We start from the raw sequence: 21,435 nt of genomic DNA, 5'->3' as shown, positions 1-21,435 counted from the left end.
AACGCTTGAACCTTTGAACTTTTAAACCCTCTTTATATCAACCCTTCCTTAATAATATCGTGCAGGTGCACAATGCCTAAATAAATACCATTATCTACCACGGCGATCTGTGTAATGGATCTTTTACGTAAAATATCCAGGGCTTCAATAGCCAGCTCGTCCGGGGCAATAACAACGGGGTTGGCAGTCATAATATCTTTGGCCGTTAGGCTGTTGGCATCGGGCACATTATTCTTGATCAGGCGGCGCAGGTCACCGTCGGTAATAATGCCTAAAAGATGATCGTTACCATCTGTTACAGCAGTTACGCCCAGGCGTTTCTGGGTCATTTCCAGCACTACTGAGCTTAGTTTTTCGTCGGGGCTTACCATAGGTTTTTCGTTGTGAATATACAGGTCGCGTACCCGCAGGTATAACTGTTTGCCCAATGCACCACCGGGATGGAACTTGGCAAAATCCTCACGCTGAAAACCTCTTTCCTCAATTAAACAAACTGCCAGCGCATCACCCATCACCATTTGAGCTGTTGTACTGGCCGTGGGGGCCAGGTTATTGGGGCAGGCTTCCTGGTTAACCGTAGTATTTAAAAATAGATCAGCGGCTTTTGCCAGGTAGGAATCTGCCTTGCCGGCAATAGCCACCAGTGTATTACCAAAGTTTTTTACCAGGGGCACCAGTACTTTTATTTCGGGACTTTCGCCGCTTTTGCTGATAATGATCACTACATCGTTGGGTTGTACAATGCCCAGATCACCATGAATAGCATCGGCCGCATGCATAAACACAGCGGGTGTACCGGTAGAGTTTAAAGTAGCAACGATCTTTTGGGCCACAATGGCGCTTTTACCAATACCACTGATCACTACACGGCCATTACAGTTTAATATGGCAGTAACAGCTTTTTCAAAATCATCATTAATATAATTGGCCAGGTTGGCTACTGATTGGGCTTCCAGTTCAATCGTTCTTAATGCTGCTTTGCGTATCATGTTATAATTAATTGGTGCAAAATTATGCTTTTTAAAATAGTCGGGAGGGGCTATGGTTTTAAAGGGGTTTTTCTGCTTATCAGGAGTTGACCTTGATTTTATCACTGAGTATCACTGAGTTCTTTTCACAGTGTAACACGGAGTTTTTTTCTATGTAATTGTGTGGAGATATTTCTTGTATACCAGTCATCGGGTTAGTGGCGGTATTTTGCATTTGCAAAACCTGCTTTCTTCACTGTGCAACTCCATGAAATTCCTCTGTGCTACTCTGTGGTTACAATAACATAGCAGGCTTCTATAATGTTTGATACAATTCCTGCTCAATAATGAAATGCGTGTACAGTTTCATTACCAAATTTTCAAATCAGCTAATTACCAGATTATTCCCCAGTTAGCTTAAGTTTGTTAAATAAACTACGTTATGCTTTCCATACTATTCGAAATTAAAGACGGAGTGGCCGTCATTACCCTTAACCGCCCCGAAAAGCTCAACAGCTTTAACCGGGAAATGGCTTTGTTATTACAGAAACATTTGGATGATTGCAAAGACCCCGCCATCCGCTGTGTGTATATTACCGGTGCGGGTAAAGCTTTTAGTGCGGGGCAGGACCTTGCCGAAGTAGTGGACCCACAGGGACCGGGTATGAATAAAATTTTGTCGGAGCATTATAACCCCATTGTAAGCCGTATTAAAGCCCTGGAAAAACCCGTGGTAGCTGCTGTAAACGGTGTTGCCGCGGGGGCAGGTGCCAATATTGCCCTGGCCTGCGATATAGTAGTGGCGGCACAATCAGCTTCGTTCTTACAGGCATTTTCTAAAATAGGGTTAATACCCGACAGTGGTGGTACCTATACTTTACCCCGCCTGATCGGCTTTCAGAAAGCAACAGCCCTCATGATGCTGGGCGAAAAAGTGAGTGCAGCAGATGCGGAAAGCATGGGCATGATCTATAAGGTTTTTGATGACGTTCCTTTTGCAGAGAATGCTTTTAATATTGCGCTCTTCCTGGCCAATATGCCAACCAAAGGGCTTGCATTAACCAAACAGGCTTTACAGGCTTCGGAACAAAACAGCTGGGAGCAGCAGCTGGCTGCGGAAGACAGGCTCCAGCAGCAGGCTGCAGCCACCGAGGATTATGCCGAAGGCGTGAACGCCTTTTTAGCAAAAAGACAACCACAATTCAAAGGTAAATAAGCACGTTATGACTACAACTCCGGACCAGGTGGTAACCCATATGATGGAACACGACCTGTTTTCACAATGGCTGGGCATTACCGTATTGGAAGTAAAGGAAGGCTATAGTAAAATAAGCATGACCGTAAGGCCCGAGATGATCAATGGCTTTGGTATTGTGCATGGTGGCATTGCCTTCTCTTTTTCCGACAGCGCTTTTGCCTTTGCCTGCAATAACCGCAATAATCTTTCTGTTGCATTGGATACCGCTATCAACTTTACCAAACCCGTACATGTAGGCGATGTGCTGGTGGCCGAGGCAAAGGAAATACATAATGGTAAGTCAACCGGTTTGTACCATATAACCGTAACCAACCAGCACGATCATATTGTGGCTTTATTCAAGGGCACTTGTTTCAGGACCAATAAACAATTGGTGAAGGGGGGTTAATGTGCTGATTTGATAATTTGCTGATGTGTTGATGAAGAGTGGCTGTTATAAAAGGATGATGCACAAAGAACGGGAGGGTGCAGTGTGCGACGCAACCTAAGCTGATAGTAGTACAAAAGCTGGCTTAATTAAAATAAATAAGCCTGGATAAAAAGCTATTCACTAAACAAACTATTATACCGGTTTGCTATAGCCTGCCATAATAATTCGCCGTGTACGCGGTAACCTTCTACCGTATAATGTACCCTGTCGCGGTTTATCAGCCCGCTGCGAATCCAGCGGTAGGCGCTGCCGTAACCTCCCCCCACCTGGTATAAATTATACAGGCTTATTTGATGGGCATTACAATAAGCCTGTATAAAACTATTTAACTGCCGTAATACCAGGTTAGATCTTCCCAGTTTATAGGAATCAGGCGCGGTGGTAATTAAAATACCGGCCTTTGGCGAAACCGCTTTTATTTTTTGCAGAAAAAGCTGCAGGTTCTCTTTAAACTGTGTTTCATTAAAGGCCGCGGCCTGTGCTTCATTCGTACCTAAAGAAACAATATACAGGTCGGCCTGTAATAAAGGCAGCTGTTGCCAGAACAGGGCTGCCTGGTTATAATGATCGTAACGGGCACCGTTAACCCCAATGGTATGTACCAGAACACCGCCGCTGTTGTTATGCAAAACAGCGCCGTAAAAACTTTTTGTATGCGTGGTGGGTATAGTGCTGATGGTGAGGTTGCTTACCGGGCTGTCAAGCGTGGTATAAGTATAAAAACTGTTACTACTGTCAGGCAGGTAATACCGGTAAAAGCCGGCTTCGCCGGTGGATACACTCCATTTGTTTTCCCTATCATCATCGGTGATCAGTGTAACGGCCGAAAATTTTTCATCGTTTTTTAAACCCAGTGTTAGTTGGGCAATATTACCGGTGGTACTGATGGCAAAACCGCTTAAACCGGCCTCGGGTTGGTTTTTAGTGTACACCAAACGGTTGTAGGCCCAGGTATTCACCGAACTGCTGATAATATCCAGCGGCGCATTGGATTTTGCCAGGCGTTGCGGAAAAACCAGTCCCCTGCCGGCATTACCAAAATACGATTGTAAACCTTGTCTTAATATGGCCGTCATAAAATCGCCCTGTATATGCGAATCGCCTATATGTACAACAGATAATTTTTTTTGCGGATCATTTTTTAAACGGTGCAGCTGATAAAAAAAACTATCGAGTGCTGAAGGGTTACCGATAAAGTTAAGCGGCTGCTGCAGGTAACCGAGCCGGGCTGTGTAAGTATGGGGAACGGGGATAGGCTGTGCCTGTATGTAAACAGGTAACAGCAATAACAAACTATATAAAAAAAATAATGGTCGCATATGTACTCACTCATCTATTTGTTGTTAAACAAACCCGGGATGGGAGCAATATACGACCATTCATACAATGATGCCATGGTAAATACTGTTAAACTTACGCAGGCACAGCATATCAGTAACTTATCAAATATCTTTTGCAGGTCCGTGGTCAAAGCTTAGTATACGGGTCATTTTCCATACCCCGTTGTTCAGCTGCCATACATGTGTAAACCGGGCCATACCATCACGGTACTCTTTTTTACCGGGTTCATTAATATAAAAATAATGTCTGCCGGACATAATGGCGCCGTAGATAACACCGTTGTTTTCCAGTGGAAAAACCGTTACGGTGCCGGGTATGGCCTCACGTCTTAACCTGAAATTGGGATTGCTGCAAAGATTGTTGGTTATAGAGTTTACCAGCTTAGCCTTGCCGTAGGTTATGCCGCCCTTATCGTGGTAAAACTCCACATCATCGCTTACATAATTACCAAAGCCTACCGTATCGCAGTTGTTATAGGCTGTCCAGAACAGGCGGTCCTTTTCTAAAATAGTACGGGTAAGGGTATCGTATTTGCTTTGTGCCTGTAATATTGAAGCGGTCATAACGGCAAGCAGTACCAGGCTTAATAATTTTATCTTTTTCATCTGTGTAAAGCGTTATAAATTAAATCCAGCTGATAATGGTGATAACGGAAGGCGGAATACCGAAAGATCTGTCAGCTACGGCCTCTTTGCGGGCGGGAGCCTGCTGGTAAGTGGTTCCCAGCTTTTTGGTTTCTTTCTGTATTTTTTCCAGTTCTTTTAACCGGCGCTCTGTTTCTTCTTTTTCTCTTTCAATGGCCTCTTTCTTTTCTTTAGCCTGGCGTATCTGTTTTTCTATATCAGATTCTACGGTATCTGCTACTTTGGGTGTGACCCGGTTATTACCGTCTGAATAACGGTAGCCGTCGGCTGGTTTCTTTGATTCCATTACCGGGCTGCTTTCGTCCACCAGCTGGCCGTTGGCCTGCATGGTGTAGTACACATTAGAACGCCACCAGTAATTCTCGCTACGATGAATTTCAAACCTGTTACCATCGCGGGTTCTCCTGCTTTTTATGGTAACAGGGCTCAGTTTACGGTTAATTGATTCATGGAACCTTAGTTTTTTACCAACCGGCACTTCTATTACTACCACCACTTTCTGGTTCCTGAACTTGCTGTTGCTGCTTATTACCAGGCCGTTTGACAGGTCAATTACACTATCGTAAGCATTTACGCTGTATTGTAAAGCTTCCGCACGTTTAAGGGCATCGGCTTCATCGCTGCCGGCAGCATATTTTTTTAAGCTTACATGGTATTGGTCATCGGGGCTTAATTTGGTTTCAAAGCTTACCCAGGCCAGTTTTAAACTATCCTTGCTCAGGTCCCAGCCTTCCCACTCATCTGCAGTGATCCAGCCAAAATTGCCGTTATAGTTCAGCTCTTCTTTTGATACGGTAACGGTCAGGTGATCTTTAACATTAGGCGATATGGCCACTGGTACTTCAACCGATTCATATTGACGGAAATCCTTGGCAAAGCTCGCAATGGTAAACATTAAAGCTACCCAGCCCAGTGTCCACAGGCCACCGAATATCCAGCCCATATAGTTGTTAGCCGATCTGGCATTGATCAGCCTGCGGATGATCCAGGTAATAAAAGCAATGATAGGCACCAGGAAAAACAGGATAATGGTTGCCCAGGTAAGCCATTGCTGGGTGCCGCTGGTCCATATAAAATTACTCATAGGCCACCAGGCTAAACCGCCAAAGAACAATGACATGATGGCTACAAACAAACCGAAGGCGATGGAACCGAATATGATAAAGAAAAAGGCTTTGAACAATACGCCAAACGCATGACCGATACCATTGGTGCTGCGGTTAATGGTGTTGGAAAACTCGTTGCCAAATTCACGGCCTCTTGTCTGGCTAAAGGTCTTTGCTTTCTCACCCAGCTCTTCCGCTGTTTGTGCTACTTCCTTGCTCCACTCTTTCACCCGCTGTTTCACATTGCTGTAACCTTCCTGTACATTATTCTTAATACTGTTAATATCTACCTGCTCGCCACGCATCTCCATCTTCTGGTAAGGCGAGTTGGCCTCGGGTAATACGATCCATAAAATGATATAAGCCAACAGGAATGTACCGCTTAATGAACCGAAGAAGATATTAGGAATAAAGAACGGACCGGAAAGGGCGCTCAGGATAAGGGGTGCTACAAATATTAAACGCATCTCCCAGGTCTTGCGGTCAAAATAAGCCGCTAAACCACCGGCTACGCCACCTATTACCTTATCATCGGGGTTACGGTACAAACGTTTACCGCTATAGCTTTCCACATCCTTGGCCGGAACAAATATCCACAGCAGGATATAGATCAGGAAGCCGGAGCCCCAGCCGCCAAAAGCAAGTATGGCAAATATGATACGTACAATCGCAGGGTCAACATTCAGGTAGGAGGCCAGGCCGCTACACACACCACCAATAAACTTATCGTTTACATCGCGGTAAAACCTTCTCGATGAAAAACGTGACTGCTGGTAGTTGCCGGAAGAACTGCCCTGGGATGAGCTGCTGCCGGTAGCCTGTCTTTCAAACTCGGCTTCGGCCTCATCAAAATCTTCGGGGCGGCCCATGGTATTGATAATTTCCTGTACGTACTCATCGCTTATATGAGCAGCACCTTTACGGATATGCTCATTCATTAACTCGGCAATACGCGATTCAATATCATTAATGATCTCATCGCGGCCCTCTTCATTCGCAAAATGTTTGCGCAGGCTTTCCAGGTACTGTTGCAGTTGCTGGTAGGCACTGTCTTCGATAGGTATTACCCTTCCGCTTAAGTTTATGTTGATAATCTTTTTCATCCCGGTATATTTTAATTAGTTATTGGTAGTTGTTTCCTTATTACTTAATTGGTTTACGCCGTTGGCCAGCTCCACCCAGGTTTGTTCCAGTTTCTGGTAAAACTCCTCGCCAATGGGTGTCAGCGAAAAATATTTTCGGGGCGGCCCGCCTTTACTTTCCACCCATTTATAAGTAAGCATTTCGGCGTTCTTTAAGCGGGTAAGCAGTGGGTAAAGGGTGCCTTCCAAGATCTGCAATCCGGCCGCCTTCATCTCCTCTACTATATCGCCGGGGTAGGCTTCACCCCGTTTAATGATGGAAAGAATACAAAACTCCAGTATTCCCTTCCGCATCTGGCTCTGTGTATTATCGATGTTCATCTGGTGTTCGTTTTTATTATCTGTTTAATTTTCAGTCAGTTACAGTTGTTTTCACTTAAAAAGCTGTACTGGTTAATCACATTCACAACACAAACATAGTGAATATTCAGTACTATGCAATGCAAAGTACTGTGATTTTGCAAAAAATCTGGGCGAACTGCATTTTTTAAAGGACAAATGGTAAAAACGGGGAGGGGTTTAAAATTTTTTATTTAGGGGCTGTCAGCTGCAGTAATACTATTCAACTGTGGTTCCCGCTGTACGCTGTACCCCGGTCCTGCGTCCGGTGTGCCGCTTCCATCGGGCAGCCCTTCAGGTTTGGCACAATAATCAGGCATATAAATAAAAGGTGCCGGTAAGCAATTAAACGCCCTGCCGGGGCATCAATAAAATCACCCGTATATTTACATTTATAAAACAAAAGGTTATGCGTACAATAATAGTTGCCACCGATTTTTCCCCTGCTGCCCATAATGCCGTAAACTATGCTGCCGATATGGCATTGGCCATACAGGCACAGCTGGTGGTATTACATGTGTACCAGATACCGGTAGCCGTTACCGATACGCCTTTGTTAATGTTATCGGTGGATGAACTGCGGGATGCAGCCGAGGAAAAACTAAAAACCCTCTACGATGGGTTGGTACATATTACCTCGGGCCAGTTACCCATTACTACCGTTGCCCGTTTGGGTAATACTATTGATGAGCTGGAAGAGTTGGCCAGTAACCACCAGCCTTTTGCCATTGTGTTAGGCACCACCGGTCTCAGCAATTTTGAAGCAACATTGTTTGGCAGTACCACGGCTTTGGCCATAAAACACTTAAACTGGCCCGTACTGGCCATCCCCGCCGGTAAAGAGTATGGTACCGGCATTAAAAAAATTGGTTTTGCCTGCGATTTCAATAATGTAAGGGAAACAACACCTTTTGCAGAGATCAATAACCTGGTAAAAACCTTCGGCGCCAGCCTGCATGTGGTGCATATTGAAAAAGAATCTGAAGAAGGGCAGACCAAGATCAAAGAATCCAGTATCCTTAAATTATGGCTGGAAGAATCGCAGCCGAGTTTTGAATTCATTACCCATGATGATATTGAAGACGCTATTAATGAATTTGCCGAAAACAGTAACCTCGACCTGCTCATCGTTATTCCAAAAAAACATTCCGGCCTGGCAGCCCTGTTTCACAAAAGCAATACCAGGCAACTGGTATTCCATTCAAAAATACCGGTGGTTTGTTTGCATGAGGAATAAGTATACAACTAAATCAATCTGCAACATGAAAAAATTACTCCCTTTAGCTTTTTGTTTTTTTGCAATAGTTTCCTGCAATAATGAACAGCCTGCTGCACCGGCCGAAAACATAACAACGGTAAACTATGATTGGTTACCTGGCGAATGGGTAAGGACCAACGATACAGATGGCAAACAAACTTTTGAAAACTGGGTAAAACAGAACGATACTACTTACCTGGCCCATGGTTTTACCATGAAAGGTGCTGATACCGTGTGGCAGGAATTTGCTACGTTATCGCCCGTTAATAACCAGTGGTACCTGCGTGTGAAAATGGGTAAAACGGACAGCAGCTCAACAGACTTTAAAGTAATTGAACAGGGAGAAAATTTTTTCAATTGCGAAAACCAGCAAAACGATTTTCCTAAACTGATCAAATACAAAAAAAGCGGGCAACAGTTATTGGCCGAAATATCGGCCGATACCATGAAGGTTAATTTTGTGTTTGAGAAGAAGGGAAACCAGGTGGTTAAATAGCTTGCTACCAGTACTTGTTCCGGCAGTTTTACCCTTACCCATATTGAATACAAGGTTATTTTGTATTCCGTTTTTTTTAAAAAACCGAATACAAATAGCTTTGATTACAGTTATTGAACACAAAACATGTTGCGTTCCGGATCTTAAAAAAAACTGAACACAACTTTCCCGATTCATTATAATCTTCTTCCGGCAGTTTATCGTTTAACTGCTGATGGATGAACTGAACGTACAAGTGTGCGACGCAACAAAGGCCCGATCAGGGAACTGTAGCTGGAAACAAAAGAATTAAACGGTAATATGTAGTTCTTTACAAAGCTCCAGCAGGTCCTCCACATACTTTCTATCATTACTTAAACGGGGAACTTTATGCTGACCGCCTAATTTACCCCGGCGGCGTAACCATTCGTTAAAAGTGCCTTTTTTCACAGCATGTATCACCGGCTCACGCAGGGCAATGCTTTTATGGCGTTTGGCCTCGTAATCGCTGTTAATACTTTTAAGGGCGGCATCCAGGTGTTGGTTAAACAGGCTGATATCTTCGGGTATGTTCTCAAATTCAATTACCCATTCGTGGGCGCCGTTACTATTGTCGGAAAAGTAAACAGGGGCAGCCGTATAGTCGTTAACCATTAACCCGGTTTGTGCACAGGCTTCGGCAATGGCTTTATCGCTGTTGTCAACAATCACTTCTTCGCCAAAGGCATTGATATAATGTTTTAAACGGCCCGAAACAATAATACGGTAAGGACGCAATGAGGTAAATTGTATCGTATCTCCCAGCATATACCGCCATAAGCCGCCGTTGGTGCTGATCACCAGGGCATAATTCTTTCCTACTTCTACCTCGTTCAAACCAACGGTTTGTGGTTTCTCGTTGCCATATTCACTTACGGGCATAAACTCCATAAATATACCATGGTCGGTAAAGAGCAGCATGCCGTCATCATTGGGGTTTTCCTGTGCGGCAAAAAAACCTTCACTGGCATTGTACATCTCCAGGTAGTTAATATCCTTTCCAATCAGTTTTTTAAACTGTTCGCGGTAAGGGGTAAAGGATACGCCGCCATGCATATATAATTCCAGGTTGGGCCATACTTCGGCCATGGTCTGCTTACCGGTTATCTCTAAAATTCGTTTAAATAATACAATGGTCCAGGTAGGTACGGCCGATATGGAGGTTACATTTTCTTTAATGGTGGTTTCGGCCAGGCGTTCGATCTTGCTTTCCCATTCGTCCATTAAAGCAATATTCAGTTCGGGGGTGCGTAACCAGTGGGCCCAAAAGGGAGAGTTTTGTAATAATACCGCACTCAGGTCGCCAAACTGGGCTTCCTCGTTCATGGGGTTAATGCTGTGGCTGCCTCCCAGTATTAATCCTTTTCCCGTTAACAGGTTGGAGTCGGCGTTAAACTGGTAATACATCGTCAGCACATCCTTGGCTCCTTTATAGTGGCAATCCTGCAGGCTTTCGTCGCTGAGGGGAATAAACTTGCTTTTATCGCTGCTGGTGCCGCTGCTTTTGGCAAACCAGTTTACGGGGGAGTTCCATAACAGGTTCTGCTCGCCCCGCATCATGCGTTCTATATAAGGTTTAAGATCGTCGTACTCATGAATGGGTACAGCTTCCTTGAATTCTTTTACTGAAAACAGCTGGGTAAACTTATACTTACGGCCTATCTCCGTGTATTGGGCAGAAGTAACAATATCTTGCAATACTTCACGCTGGGCATCGGCCGGGTTGTTTTTCCATGCTTCAATACGCCACAACCGCATACGTGCAAGGGATGATATGGCAGGACTTAACAGACTCATGTATGTTACTTATAATTTACTAACCTGGTATAGTAGTGCGCTACTGCCGGGTATTAAAAATTAATATTCGCTACAGATAAAGTTAACAGGAAAATGCAACCGCCGGTAAAATTATTCGGGAATTTCCGGGGTTTCGTTTTCTTCGGTGGCTGGTTCAGCAACATAACCTTCGGCACTTTTACGTGCTTCTTCAATCAGGTAATCTTTACGTTTCAGTTCAAAGTTACGGCCCAGGTAAAGTTTTTTCACCTGTTCATCAACGGCCAGTACTTCGGCAACACCATCGCGGAAAATCTTACCCTCTATCAGTAAATAAGCCCGGTCGCAAATGGACAGGGTTTCGGTTACATTGTGGTCGGTAATTAATATACCGATGTTCTTATATTTTAAACGGGCAACAATGGCCTGTATATCTTCCACTGCAATGGGGTCAATACCGGCAAAAGGCTCATCCAGTAAAATAAACTTGGGGTTAACGGCCAGGGCACGGGCAATTTCGGTACGGCGGCGTTCGCCACCACTTAAAACATCACCATTACTTTTGCGTACATGCTGTAAGCGGAACTCATCCAGTAAGGATTCCAGCTTTTCCATCCGTTCGGCCTTGCTCAGTTTGGTCATTTCCAGTACGGCCATAATATTATCTTCCACACTTAACTTCCGGAAGATGGAAGCTTCCTGGGGCAGGTAGCCAATACCCATCTGGGCACGTTTATACATGGGCAGGGCAGTGATATTCTCCTCGTCCAGGAATACAGATCCCTCGTCAGGTTTAACAAGGCCCACAACCTGGTAGAAAGAAGTGGTTTTACCGGCACCATTGGGTCCCAGCAAACCGACAATTTCACCTTGCTTTACATCAAAGGAAACATTATTTACCACTGTACGGGAGCCGTACCGTTTCATTAAATTTTTTGCGTAAATAGTAACTGCCATGTATAGCAAAAATACAATAACAAGGTCAAAAAAATTTGCTAATTAGTTAATTCGGCAATTAGCGGATAAGGGTATTATTTTAAAACCAGGTACATCCAGGTTTGGTACCGGTTCTGATAAAACAAAAGCGACCGGTGAGGGTCGCTTTTATAAAATAGATTGAACAGGTGTTTATTCTGCTTCGGCCACTACCTCCTGTACTTCGGGTATCATGCGTTTCATCATGCCTTCAATACCGGCTTTTAAGGTGATCATGCTCGAAGGGCAACCGCTGCAGCTTCCCTGCATGGCCAGGTTTACCACACCGTCATTATAGCTTTTAAACTGTATGGCGCCACCATCCATCTCTACAGCGGGGCGTACATAGTTGTCTAATAATTCTTTGATACGTTTAACCACATCATCATCATCCGCACTTACCTCGTTGCTGCTCTCTTTTTTTATGGTCACAACCTCATCTTCGTTTATCACCACTTTACCTTCTTCCAGGTAATCTTTCAAAAACTGGCGTACAGATGGGATTACATCGCTCCACTCGGTATCAGCCGAAGTACGGGTAAGGGTAACAAAATTGCTGGCGATAAACACGGCTTTCACAAAAGGAAAACCAAACAGTTCTGTTGCCAGGGGAGATGGCTTTGCGCTTTCCATATCAGGAAAATCAATACTTTTCCCGGGATACAATAATTTATTGGCCACAAACTTCATGGTTTCCGGGTTCGGGGTCATTTCGGTGTATATGCTTATCACGGGATTTCCTGTTTTTAACATAACTAACAAAGTTTAATACGCAAAAATAACAACTATTAACGGCTATTGGTTCTGTTTATCAACAAAAGAACTAATTATTTTATAATAATATACAGGGTTCATCAACCGGCCTGCGACCTTGCAAGGTTCCTGTTAACCGTTATACTATCAACCGGTCCTTATCATTGGTTTCCGGGAAAAAGAACGGGTGAAGGCAAAAGAGAAGTCCGTTTGCTGCAAAGAACAGGGTCTTTTTTATTAAAATCTAACTCGTTAACAATCAAAAATATAGACGATTGTTTTATGCTCACGGGGGATTTACAGCCATGTTCCGCCCAAAAGTATGACAGTCGCTTGTTTTAACGGTTTTCCACAATTTGTTCATATTGCCAAAAGCCCTATTTTTGCCATCCTTAAAAAACTTGTATATATATTATGTCAGTTATCCAGCAGATCCAGGAGAAGTATGCGAAATTGATGGCCGTTATCCTGGCCGTTGCGCTTATCATGTTTGTTGTTATGTTAGCGTTTGAAAACGGCGGATCCTTATTCAACAACCAATCCACTACCGTTGGTAAGATCAATGGTGAAGAAGTGGACTATATGGCTTTCCAGGTAAAAGTGAAACAAGCCGAAGATATGATCCAGCGCCAGCAACAAGGTTATGGCCCTACAGGAGCAGCGCTTACGGCACAGGCGGTAGAACAGGCCTGGAGCATGGAAATTGACGAGGCCTTAATGAAAGGCGAATACAAAAAATTAGGCATGACAGTGGGTAAAAGAGAACTGAACGACATTCTGTTCGGCGCTAACCCACCGGCTGACCTGAAACAGGCTTTTACCGATTCAACAGGCACCTATAATGTGGCTATTGCGCAACAACGCTTTAACCAGTTAAAAAAAGAAGGTACTGCCGAAGAGAAAGCCGAGTTTAATAACTACCTGGATCAACTGGAGTTAATGCGTTTACGTGAAAAATATAACTCCTTACTGGCCAACACTTCCAATACCCCTAAATGGTTACTGGAAAAACAAAATGCCGATAACAGCCAGATCGCCAATATCTCTTTTGTAAGAGAAACTTATGCCAGCATTCCTGACAGCGCGGTTAAAGTAACCGATAAAGAAATTGAGAATTACATCAGCAAACATAAAGACCAGTTTAAACAAAGCGCCAGCCGCAGTATTGCCTTTGTTCCGTTCAGTGCTGAGCCTTCTGCTGCCGATAGCGCTGCTATTAAACAAAGCCTGGAAGCCCTGGCTCCTGAATTTGCTGCCGCTACAAATAACGAAGAGTTTTTAGAAGGTCATGGTATTAACAACTACTACAATGGTTATATCAGTGGTAAACGTATCCAGATCCCTAACAAAGATTCCATCTTTAAAACACCGGTTGGTCATTTATACGGCCCTTACCTGGATGGTACAAACTGGGCTTATGCTAAAATGGTAGGCATTAGAAATATACCCGACACCGTTAAAGTAAGACACATACTGGTGGGCACCAGACAACAGGACCCGCAAACAGGCCAGGCATATACGATCCGTGATGAAGAAACGGCGTACAAATTAGCCGATAGTTTACGTAATGCTATTGCCAAAGGATCAAACTTCGATACTTTATTAGCCCAGTACTCTACCGATTTAGGCAGCATCAGCAAAGGTGGTGTTTATGAAGATGTTCCAAGCGGCCAGATGGTAGGACCTTTTAACGACTTTATTTTTACCAACCCGGTAGGCACAAAAGGAATTGTAAAAACTGAGTTCGGTACACACTATGTAGAAATTCTTTCTGCAAAAGGCGGCGGTACGGCTTACAATGTTGCTTACCTGTTTAAACCTATTGAGGCCAGCAACGAAACAACCAATGCTGCCAGCAACGAAGCCACTAAATTTGCTGCTAACAGCCGCAATAAAAAAAGCTTTGATGAAAATGCCGACAAACTGTTCAAAGAAAAAGGCATCAATAAAAGTGTGGCCACCAATATTACACCTACCAGTGTAGATGTAATGGGCTTAGGTCAGTCACGTGATTTTGTAAAAGCGATTTATGCAGCCGACCAGGGCGATGTATTGCAACCGGCCCGTGTAGGTAATAACTATGTTGTGGCCATTGTTACCGAAGTATTAAAAGAAGGTACTCAATCAGCTGCAACAGCCCGTTTATCTGTACAGCCTTTATTGATCAACGAAAAGAAAGCCGAATTAATTAAAAATAAAATTGGCAATATCACTACGTTGGAAGCTGCTGCTGCCGTTTTAGGTAAAACAGTAGAAGTGGCCGACAGCATTCGTTTCAGCGGTGCTTCATCTACCGTATTAGGTATGGAACAAAAAGTAATTGGTGCGGCTTTCAATAAAGCCAATGCCAATAAAGTCATCAACCAGCCTATTAACGGCGCACAGGGCGTTTATGTGGTACAGGTAAACAGTGTAGCCACTACACCGGTTGATAATGCCAATGTTGCCCAGCAAAGAAGCCAGCGTTATATGCAGGCAAAACAACAGGCTATGTACATGCAGCCTTCACAGGCTTTACGTGAGGCAGCAACCATTAAAGATAACAGAGCGAAGTTCTTCTAAGCCCGATTATAAACTAATTGCCTAGATACAACAGCCCCCAACGGGGCTGTTTGTTTTTAAACAAACAAGGTAAAGCAGTTGTTTTATGGTTGTCAGTGACCATTACCCGGAATACCTGTTTTTTGTTTTACCGGCTGCAGTAACAGTGCTCAGCATTGGTTGCATCGCACACTGCACCCTCCGGTACTTTATTCGGCAGGGGTATAAACTAAACCGGGGTAAATCATGGCATTCGTAGATTAATCGGCATTAAAGTTGTAAATTTAAAAGTATGACAGAAACTATTGTAAATAAAGTAGCCCAAAGCGGGTTGATCACGCTGGACCTGGCCAATTACCTTCCCAGGGAAGAACAGGCTGTGTTTGACCTGAAAGGCTTTTTGTTTATGGAACTTATTTTAAAGGAGAAGGATTTCAGGGAGGCGCTAAAACAACATGACTGGTCGGCCTATCAAAACAAAAACGTGGCGGTTACCTGTACTGCCGATGCCATTATTCCCAACTGGGCCTATATGCTGGTGATGATGTATCTGCAGCCTGTTGCGGCCAATATTGTTATCGGCGATACTGCTACTTTACAAAGAACGCTCCTGTTAAGAAATATCAATACCATTAACCCGGCAGACTATTCCGATCAACGGGTAGTGATCAAGGGTTGTGGGGATGAATCGGTAGGGGATTACGCCTACGCCGAAATTACCAGGCTTTTATTGCCTGTGGCCAAAACCATTATGTACGGCGAGCCCTGCAGCACCGTACCCGTGTATAAAAAGAAATAGTTTATATGCCGGCGCCTCTGACTGCTGATATCGTGTTTTACGAACAACAACGGATAAGATCTGTCTGGGTTTGGTTGTTGTTGATCAGTATGAATATTTTATTTATCAGCGTCCTGGTTGCCAAACTGTTTTTTAATATATCCGTTGGTTCAAAGCCGGCCAATACAACGGAGCTGGTCATTATTACATCCCTCAGCCTGGTATTCACCGGCATTTTTTGCCTGCTGCGTTTGCAGACCATGATAACGGCCGATGGTATTTATGTACGTTTATTTCCCATTCATTTTAAATACAGGCGGCTTCCCTGGAGCAGCATCAGCAAATGTTTTGTACGCAGTTATAAACCCCTGGCCGAATATGGCGGTTGGGGCATCCGTTACGGGTTTACGGGTAAAGCCTATAATATATCCGGAAATAAAGGCGTGCAGATCGTATTTAACGATAATCGTAAATTATTGATCGGCACCCAAAAACCACAAGAGGCTGAGGCGGCCATCGCACAATGTTTTTCTGTTCCGTAGAGATGCGATGTTCGCATCTCTACGGTGATGTTCGCAACGTTACGGCGATGTTCGCAACGTTACGGCGATGTTCGCAACGTTACGGCGGTGTTGCAACGTTACATATAAAGGCGATTTATCGCCTTTATATGTAACGGATAAGAAAAGAGGCGCCAGCATGGCGCCTCTACGACAACGTTATCCTATCGCCTGTTGCAGGTCTTCTATTAAATCATCCGCGTCTTCCACACCAACACTTAAACGGATCAATCCATCGGACAAACCATTTTTAATTCTTTCCTCGCGGGGAATAGAGGCATGGGTCATGGTGGCCGGGTGATTGATCAGGGATTCCACGCCACCCAGGCTTTCCGCCAGCGAAAATAATTTTGTGGCCGATAAAACTCTTTTTACCTCTTCGGCGGTATCGTTCTGTAATTCAAAACTGATCATGCCGCCAAAGCCGCGCATTTGTTCACGGGCAACCGCATAACCCTTGCTATCCTCAAAACCGGGCCAGTACACCGCTTTAACCTTGGGGTGTTTACGTAACCAGTGTGCAATTTTTTCGCCGTTAATGCTATGCTGCTGCATGCGCAGGTGTAATGTTTTAATGCCGCGTAATACCAAAAAGCAATCAAAAGGGCCCGGAACAGCGCCGCTGCTTTTTTGAATAAAATATAACTGCTCACGTAAACCGGTGTCGTTTACCATAATAGCACCCTGTATTACATCACTATGACCACCCAGGTATTTTGTAGCGGAGTGCATCACGATATCGGCACCAAGGTCTAAAGGATTTTGCAGGTAAGGCGTAGCAAAAGTATTATCAACACATAGCCATACATTGGCAGCTTTGGTAATGGCGGCCACTGCGGCGATATCCGTTATATTCATTAAAGGGTTGGTAGGAGTTTCCAGCCAAACCAGTTTTGTTTTACCGGTGATAGCCGCTTTTACATTGGCCGGGTCGGTAGTATCGACATAGATGAATTTAATACCGAACTTTTCAAATATTTTGGTGAATAAACGGTAAGTACCGCCATACATATCATTGGCAGCAATTACTTCATCACCCGGAGCCAGTAATTTAATAATGGCATCGGTAGCGGCTACCCCGCTGCTGAAAGCCAGGCCATATTTTGCATTTTCAATAATGGCCAATGCATCTTCCAATGCCTTGCGGGTTGGGTTTTGCGAACGGGCATATTCATACCCTTTATTTACACCCGGCGCCTCCTGCACATAGGTAGAGGTCTGGAAAATAGGGGTCATAATCGCTCCTGTTGAAGGATCAGGCTCGGCGCCCGCATGTATGTATTTTGTAGCCAGCTTTTTCATAATCAATTTATAAAGTGTAAAACAATAGAAACAACAAAGATGGCCATTTTGTTACACAATAAAAAGCTAAAAGGGAATAGGGTGTTTTAACTGCTTTTGCGGGGAGAGTATTTTATTATCATACATCAAGGTACAGCTCGGCGGTCATACGGAAATTTGTGTTATTAAAAATAAGCGCACAATGAAAAATAAAACCATACAGGAAGTATTTACACCACCGGCCGCTCATATGGTAGGCGATGGGTTTAAAGTACATAACTTTTTCCCCGGCGGTAATAAAATCGGCATTCAGCGGATGAGCCCGTTTTTTTTAATGGATTATAACGCCAAAACCTATTTACCGCCATCAGACAAACCCCGTGGCGTGGGCGTACACCCGCACCGAGGTTTTGAAACCGTAACCATTGCCTATCATGGTAAAGTAGCCCACCACGACAGTGCCGGCAACAGCGGGGTTATTGGTGAAGGCGATGTACAATGGATGACAGCCGGTTCAGGCGTATTACATAAAGAGTACCATGAAAAAGCATTCAGTAAAGCCGGTGGCGATTTCCAGATGGTGCAACTATGGGTGAACCTGCCTGCAAAGGATAAAATGCATGCGCCTAAATACCAGGAAATAACCCGTGCAAATATGGGTGTTTATGCCATTGATGATAAAGGCAGTGTAGTAGAAGTAATTGCCGGCAAATATAAAGACGTAACCGGTGCTGCCAGTACATTTACACCTGTTGAATTATATACGGTGAAGCTGAAAAAAAATGCCGTTGCTGACTTTTCTTTACCCGAACACTATAATACCGGCCTGTTGATCATCGAAGGAAATGTAGTGATCAACGGGGACACCAAAGCACCTGAAAGTAATTTTGTATTGTTTAACAACGATGGTGAAGACTTTACCATTGAAGCCAGTGAAGATGCAGTGGTTCTACTGTTAAGCGGTGAACCTATTAACGAGCGCATATTTGCTTATGGTCCTTTTTTAATGAACAGCCGGGAAGAGATCGAGCAGGCGTATAGTGATTATAACCTGGGTAAATTCGGTTACCTGGAGGAGGATTGATAATTTGGTAATGAGATGATTTGGTAATTTGGAAATTGGTTTTTGGTCTGTTGACGGGCGTTAAAATGTAGAATAGGTGTTCTATCTCCGGCGAGTGGGCATATACCAGTAATCATGAGCACTCACTAAATAAAAAATCTCAGGTTCCGGCCTGAGATTTTTTGTTGGAGTTAGTTTGCCAAAGCATATACGGCAAAACTGGCCAGCCAGTGTTCGCCGCCATAATTCCCACCCGCTACATGGGGCAGGGCCGTACTTAAATGTTCGATGGCCGATTTGAATAAAAGACGTTTACGTTTATCGCCTGCCGGTAATGCACCGGCAATGCCTTTCATGGCCCAGCTGCGGCTGAAACATAAGCCATCCAGGTGTACGATCTGGTAATCGGTACGGTCCGATACATGGGGCAGTTGTGTGAGGTGCTGCAGGTCTTTATGACTGATGAAGGCACTGAACCATCTATTAAATTCAGCCGGTGCCAGTACACGGCGCATCAGGTCGGCTTCTTCCAGCGAGGGTGATAGAAAATCAGAACCATCAGGTTCCCACCGTGTTGGTGCCTCCTTGTCTTTTAAAAATAATTTTTTTGCATGGGCCACAATACTGTTCTCAAAAGATTTGTTTTTGGCCGTACGGGCATAATCCAGGGCAAATACCAGCCCGAAAGCTGTATTGGGATGTACACCGGTACGGTTAGGATAAGTTTGTTTAGGCATATAGGCCACCCAGAAATCGACAATTTTTTGCGTTAATGGCTGCAGGGCCGTATGCCACTGTTTCCCGTCAGCATCATTCCAGTTCAGTAACTCTTCATCCAGTTTTAATAACCAGGCCCAGCCATAGGTTCGTTCCCAGGTTTTGGAAACGGGGCCATCAAAGTATTTTACCTCGGTGGCAATATTCTGTGCATTGATGGTTTGGTGAATGGCTTTGCGGATAGCCGCTGCTTCAGGAAGGGTTGGAAACAGTTTAAGCAAACGCACCAGCATCCAGTGGCCATGCACGCAGGAGTGCCAGTCGAAACAGCCGTAAAAAGCCGGGTGCAATTGTTTGGGTGTTAACAGGTGATCGCTATCGCTTAATGAAGTATGACTGGTTTTATTGGGGTACTCCTGGTCAATACATTTTAAAGGCAGCGAGGCCAGCAGGCTGGCGCCATCGGCTGTTAGTACAAAGCCGGTACTGTCTTTATTAACATGAAAATAGTTTTGTGCATGCAGGCGTACACCAGCTGCCAGTAACATAAAAAAGCAAACGACGGTCATTTTTTTCATAGGGTAAATATAGGTATAAAAAAACCAGCCGGCCGGCTGGTTCTGTCGTTTTCTCATGTGGTGTGTACTAGGCTAAAACAGTGATCAGGCCTTTAATGATAGCGCCCGTTTTTACGGCTTCAAACACGCGGCTTTCGCTGCTGCCATGTTGTAATACCGATTGTTCATGTGAGGCTACACACATTTCGCAACCGTTAATGGAGGAAACCACCAGGCTTAACAGTTCGAAAAATTCTTTGCCTAATACCGGGTTCATCATAATACTCATTTTAATACCGGCAGGCATATTGTTGTAACCATCTTTATTTAAAAAGTGACGGAAGCGGTAAAACACATTGTTTACATTCATTAAGGAAGTAGCCGCAATTACTTCGGCCAGTTCGGCTTCGGTAGCGCCTTCTTCTCTGGCTATTTGCGTAAAGCTGGTTTTCAGCGGTTCGTATTTTTCGTTTACGGCAACAGCCAGGGCTAATAACACCGCTTCTTTTTTGGTAAGCTGTTGTGTGTTATTAATGGCGTTGCTAACATTGATCTTCAGGTCTTTGATATAACGTGCTTCGGTATCCAGTAATAGCTGTGCACTATCAGAAGGTGTATAACCGGTAAGCTGCAGATCATTCAGCAGGTTGCTGAAGGTTTCATTTTGTATAGCGGTTGTGCTCATATTGTTTGCTGTTTAAAATGAAGGCAACCTGGTAATGAAACAGGTTGCCTTAACATGTTATGTTGCGATAAAATTAATTAAGGCTTAACTGGGTGGTCAGGGTTTCTTCACCTTTTTTCCAGTTACAGGGGCAAAGCTCATCGGTTTGTAAAGCGTCTAACACACGGATCACTTCCTGTACATTACGGCCTACGCTCAGGTCGTTTACATTTACCCAACGTACAATACCCTGGGGGTCGATGATATAAGTAGCGCGGTAAGCAATTCTTTCTTCCGCATCTAAAATACCTAACTCTTCTGCTAATGATTTAGAGGTATCGGCCAGCATAGGGAATTTCAGGTCACGCAGGTCAGCGTGGTCTCTTCTCCAGGCTGCGTGTACAAATTCAGAATCGGTAGAAGCACCGATCAATACCGCGTCACGGTCAGAGAACTCGCCTGCCTTTTTGTTGAATTCGGCAATTTCGGTAGGGCATACAAAAGTGAAATCTTTCGGCCACCAGAACATTACCGTCCATTTGCCATCTTTTGATGCATACTCGTTGTTCAGCTCGATAAATTCTTTACCTTTTTCGATAGATACTACTGCCTTCTTGTTAAAAGCCGGGAACTGGCTACCTACGGACAATACTTTGTTGCTCATGCTATATGATTGTTTAAATTGTTTGCAATAAATGGGAGGCAAGAGGCTGAACCGTAAATGGTTATCGTTAGAGCTGCAAATATACAGCAGGGAGTAATAGAGGTTA

The 21,435-nt window shown here is 44.2% G+C and carries 20 protein-coding genes; 8 read left to right on the top strand and 12 right to left on the bottom strand.

All coding sequences use genetic code 11. The features are described from left to right. Positions 1-32: 32 nt before the first annotated feature. A complete protein-coding gene (locus ACFS6H_RS03730) occupies positions 33-989 on the bottom strand; it encodes a KpsF/GutQ family sugar-phosphate isomerase (protein ID WP_386095356.1) in 957 nt (318 codons plus the stop codon). A 421-nt stretch (positions 990-1,410) separates the two neighbouring features. Here ACFS6H_RS03730 and ACFS6H_RS03725 point away from each other — a divergent pair, with 421 nt between their 5' ends. Further along, on the top strand, positions 1,411-2,184 hold the full coding sequence (locus tag ACFS6H_RS03725; protein ID WP_386095354.1) for an enoyl-CoA hydratase-related protein: 774 nt from the start codon (positions 1,411-1,413) through the stop codon (positions 2,182-2,184). Between the two features lie 7 nt (positions 2,185-2,191). Further along, positions 2,192-2,614, top strand: a complete 423-nt coding sequence (gene paaI, locus ACFS6H_RS03720; RefSeq protein ID WP_386095353.1) for a hydroxyphenylacetyl-CoA thioesterase PaaI — start codon at positions 2,192-2,194, stop codon at positions 2,612-2,614. A gap of 155 nt (positions 2,615-2,769) precedes the next feature. Here paaI and ACFS6H_RS03715 read toward each other — a convergent pair whose 3' ends face one another. The 4 genes from ACFS6H_RS03715 to ACFS6H_RS03700 form a co-directional block, all read right to left on the bottom strand. Further along, a complete protein-coding gene (locus ACFS6H_RS03715; RefSeq protein WP_386095351.1) occupies positions 2,770-3,975 on the bottom strand; it encodes a GDSL-type esterase/lipase family protein in 1,206 nt (401 codons plus the stop codon). 123 nt (positions 3,976-4,098) lie between these two features. Beyond that, positions 4,099-4,602, bottom strand: a complete 504-nt coding sequence (locus tag ACFS6H_RS03710) for a nuclear transport factor 2 family protein (protein ID WP_386095349.1) — start codon at positions 4,600-4,602, stop codon at positions 4,099-4,101. A gap of 19 nt (positions 4,603-4,621) precedes the next feature. After that, complete coding sequence (locus ACFS6H_RS03705) at positions 4,622-6,850, bottom strand: PspC domain-containing protein (RefSeq protein WP_386095347.1); 2,229 nt, start codon at positions 6,848-6,850, stop codon at positions 4,622-4,624. A 15-nt stretch (positions 6,851-6,865) separates the two neighbouring features. Next, complete coding sequence (locus ACFS6H_RS03700; protein WP_386095345.1) at positions 6,866-7,210, bottom strand: PadR family transcriptional regulator; 345 nt, start codon at positions 7,208-7,210, stop codon at positions 6,866-6,868. Positions 7,211-7,637: 427 nt separating this feature from the next. Here ACFS6H_RS03700 and ACFS6H_RS03695 point away from each other — a divergent pair, with 427 nt between their 5' ends. Both ACFS6H_RS03695 and ACFS6H_RS03690 read left to right on the top strand, forming a co-directional pair. Beyond that, a complete protein-coding gene (locus ACFS6H_RS03695) occupies positions 7,638-8,465 on the top strand; it encodes a universal stress protein (protein WP_386095343.1) in 828 nt (275 codons plus the stop codon). 25 nt (positions 8,466-8,490) lie between these two features. Further along, complete coding sequence (locus ACFS6H_RS03690) at positions 8,491-8,982, top strand: hypothetical protein (protein WP_386095341.1); 492 nt, start codon at positions 8,491-8,493, stop codon at positions 8,980-8,982. 288 nt (positions 8,983-9,270) lie between these two features. Here ACFS6H_RS03690 and ACFS6H_RS03685 read toward each other — a convergent pair whose 3' ends face one another. The 3 genes from ACFS6H_RS03685 to ACFS6H_RS03675 all read right to left on the bottom strand — a co-directional run bounded on the left by ACFS6H_RS03685 (position 9,271) and on the right by ACFS6H_RS03675 (position 12,504). After that, positions 9,271-10,797, bottom strand: coding sequence for a GH3 auxin-responsive promoter family protein (locus ACFS6H_RS03685; protein ID WP_386095339.1), 1,527 nt, complete (start codon positions 10,795-10,797; stop codon positions 9,271-9,273). A gap of 111 nt (positions 10,798-10,908) precedes the next feature. Continuing rightward, positions 10,909-11,733 carry an LPS export ABC transporter ATP-binding protein gene (gene lptB / locus ACFS6H_RS03680; protein WP_386095337.1) on the bottom strand — a complete coding sequence of 275 codons (825 nt, stop codon included), beginning with the start codon at positions 11,731-11,733 and terminating at the stop codon, positions 10,909-10,911. Positions 11,734-11,904: 171 nt separating this feature from the next. Beyond that, entirely contained in the window at positions 11,905-12,504 is a 600-nt protein-coding gene (locus tag ACFS6H_RS03675) for a NifU family protein (protein WP_386095335.1), read from the bottom strand. 414 nt (positions 12,505-12,918) lie between these two features. On the opposite strand from ACFS6H_RS03675, the gene ACFS6H_RS03670 reads away from it, so the two are divergent. From ACFS6H_RS03670 to ACFS6H_RS03660, 3 genes are all read left to right on the top strand, one after another. Further along, positions 12,919-15,066, top strand: a complete 2,148-nt coding sequence (locus ACFS6H_RS03670; protein ID WP_386095333.1) for a peptidylprolyl isomerase — start codon at positions 12,919-12,921, stop codon at positions 15,064-15,066. Positions 15,067-15,337: 271 nt separating this feature from the next. Further along, the gene (locus ACFS6H_RS03665) at positions 15,338-15,844 is read left to right on the top strand and encodes a DUF2480 family protein (protein ID WP_386095331.1); all 507 of its coding nucleotides are present in this window, start codon (positions 15,338-15,340) and stop codon (positions 15,842-15,844) included. Positions 15,845-15,849: 5 nt separating this feature from the next. Beyond that, entirely contained in the window at positions 15,850-16,365 is a 516-nt protein-coding gene (locus ACFS6H_RS03660) for a DUF6141 family protein (protein WP_386095329.1), read from the top strand. 177 nt (positions 16,366-16,542) lie between these two features. Here the strand turns inward: ACFS6H_RS03660 and ACFS6H_RS03655 are convergent, their stop codons facing one another. Then, the gene (locus ACFS6H_RS03655) at positions 16,543-17,685 is read right to left on the bottom strand and encodes a cystathionine gamma-synthase (RefSeq protein WP_386095327.1); all 1,143 of its coding nucleotides are present in this window, start codon (positions 17,683-17,685) and stop codon (positions 16,543-16,545) included. Positions 17,686-17,866: 181 nt separating this feature from the next. Here ACFS6H_RS03655 and ACFS6H_RS03650 point away from each other — a divergent pair, with 181 nt between their 5' ends. Next, complete coding sequence (locus ACFS6H_RS03650; protein WP_386095325.1) at positions 17,867-18,748, top strand: pirin family protein; 882 nt, start codon at positions 17,867-17,869, stop codon at positions 18,746-18,748. 170 nt (positions 18,749-18,918) lie between these two features. Here the strand turns inward: ACFS6H_RS03650 and ACFS6H_RS03645 are convergent, their stop codons facing one another. The 3 genes from ACFS6H_RS03645 to ACFS6H_RS03635 all read right to left on the bottom strand — a co-directional run. Beyond that, positions 18,919-20,079 (bottom strand): DUF2891 domain-containing protein, encoded by a 1,161-nt coding sequence (locus ACFS6H_RS03645; RefSeq protein WP_386095323.1) that lies wholly within the window; start codon positions 20,077-20,079, stop codon positions 18,919-18,921. A 10-nt stretch (positions 20,080-20,089) separates the two neighbouring features. Beyond that, positions 20,090-20,686, bottom strand: coding sequence for a carboxymuconolactone decarboxylase family protein (locus ACFS6H_RS03640; protein WP_386095321.1), 597 nt, complete (start codon positions 20,684-20,686; stop codon positions 20,090-20,092). 73 nt (positions 20,687-20,759) lie between these two features. Then, positions 20,760-21,435, bottom strand: a 676-nt coding sequence (locus ACFS6H_RS03635; protein ID WP_386095319.1) for a peroxiredoxin, incomplete at its 5' end; no start/stop codon positions are given.

This window comes from Terrimonas rubra, assembly GCF_042686025.1.
Taxonomy (GTDB): domain Bacteria; phylum Bacteroidota; class Bacteroidia; order Chitinophagales; family Chitinophagaceae; genus Terrimonas; species Terrimonas rubra.
This window is presented reverse-complemented; position numbering and strand designations above follow the sequence as displayed.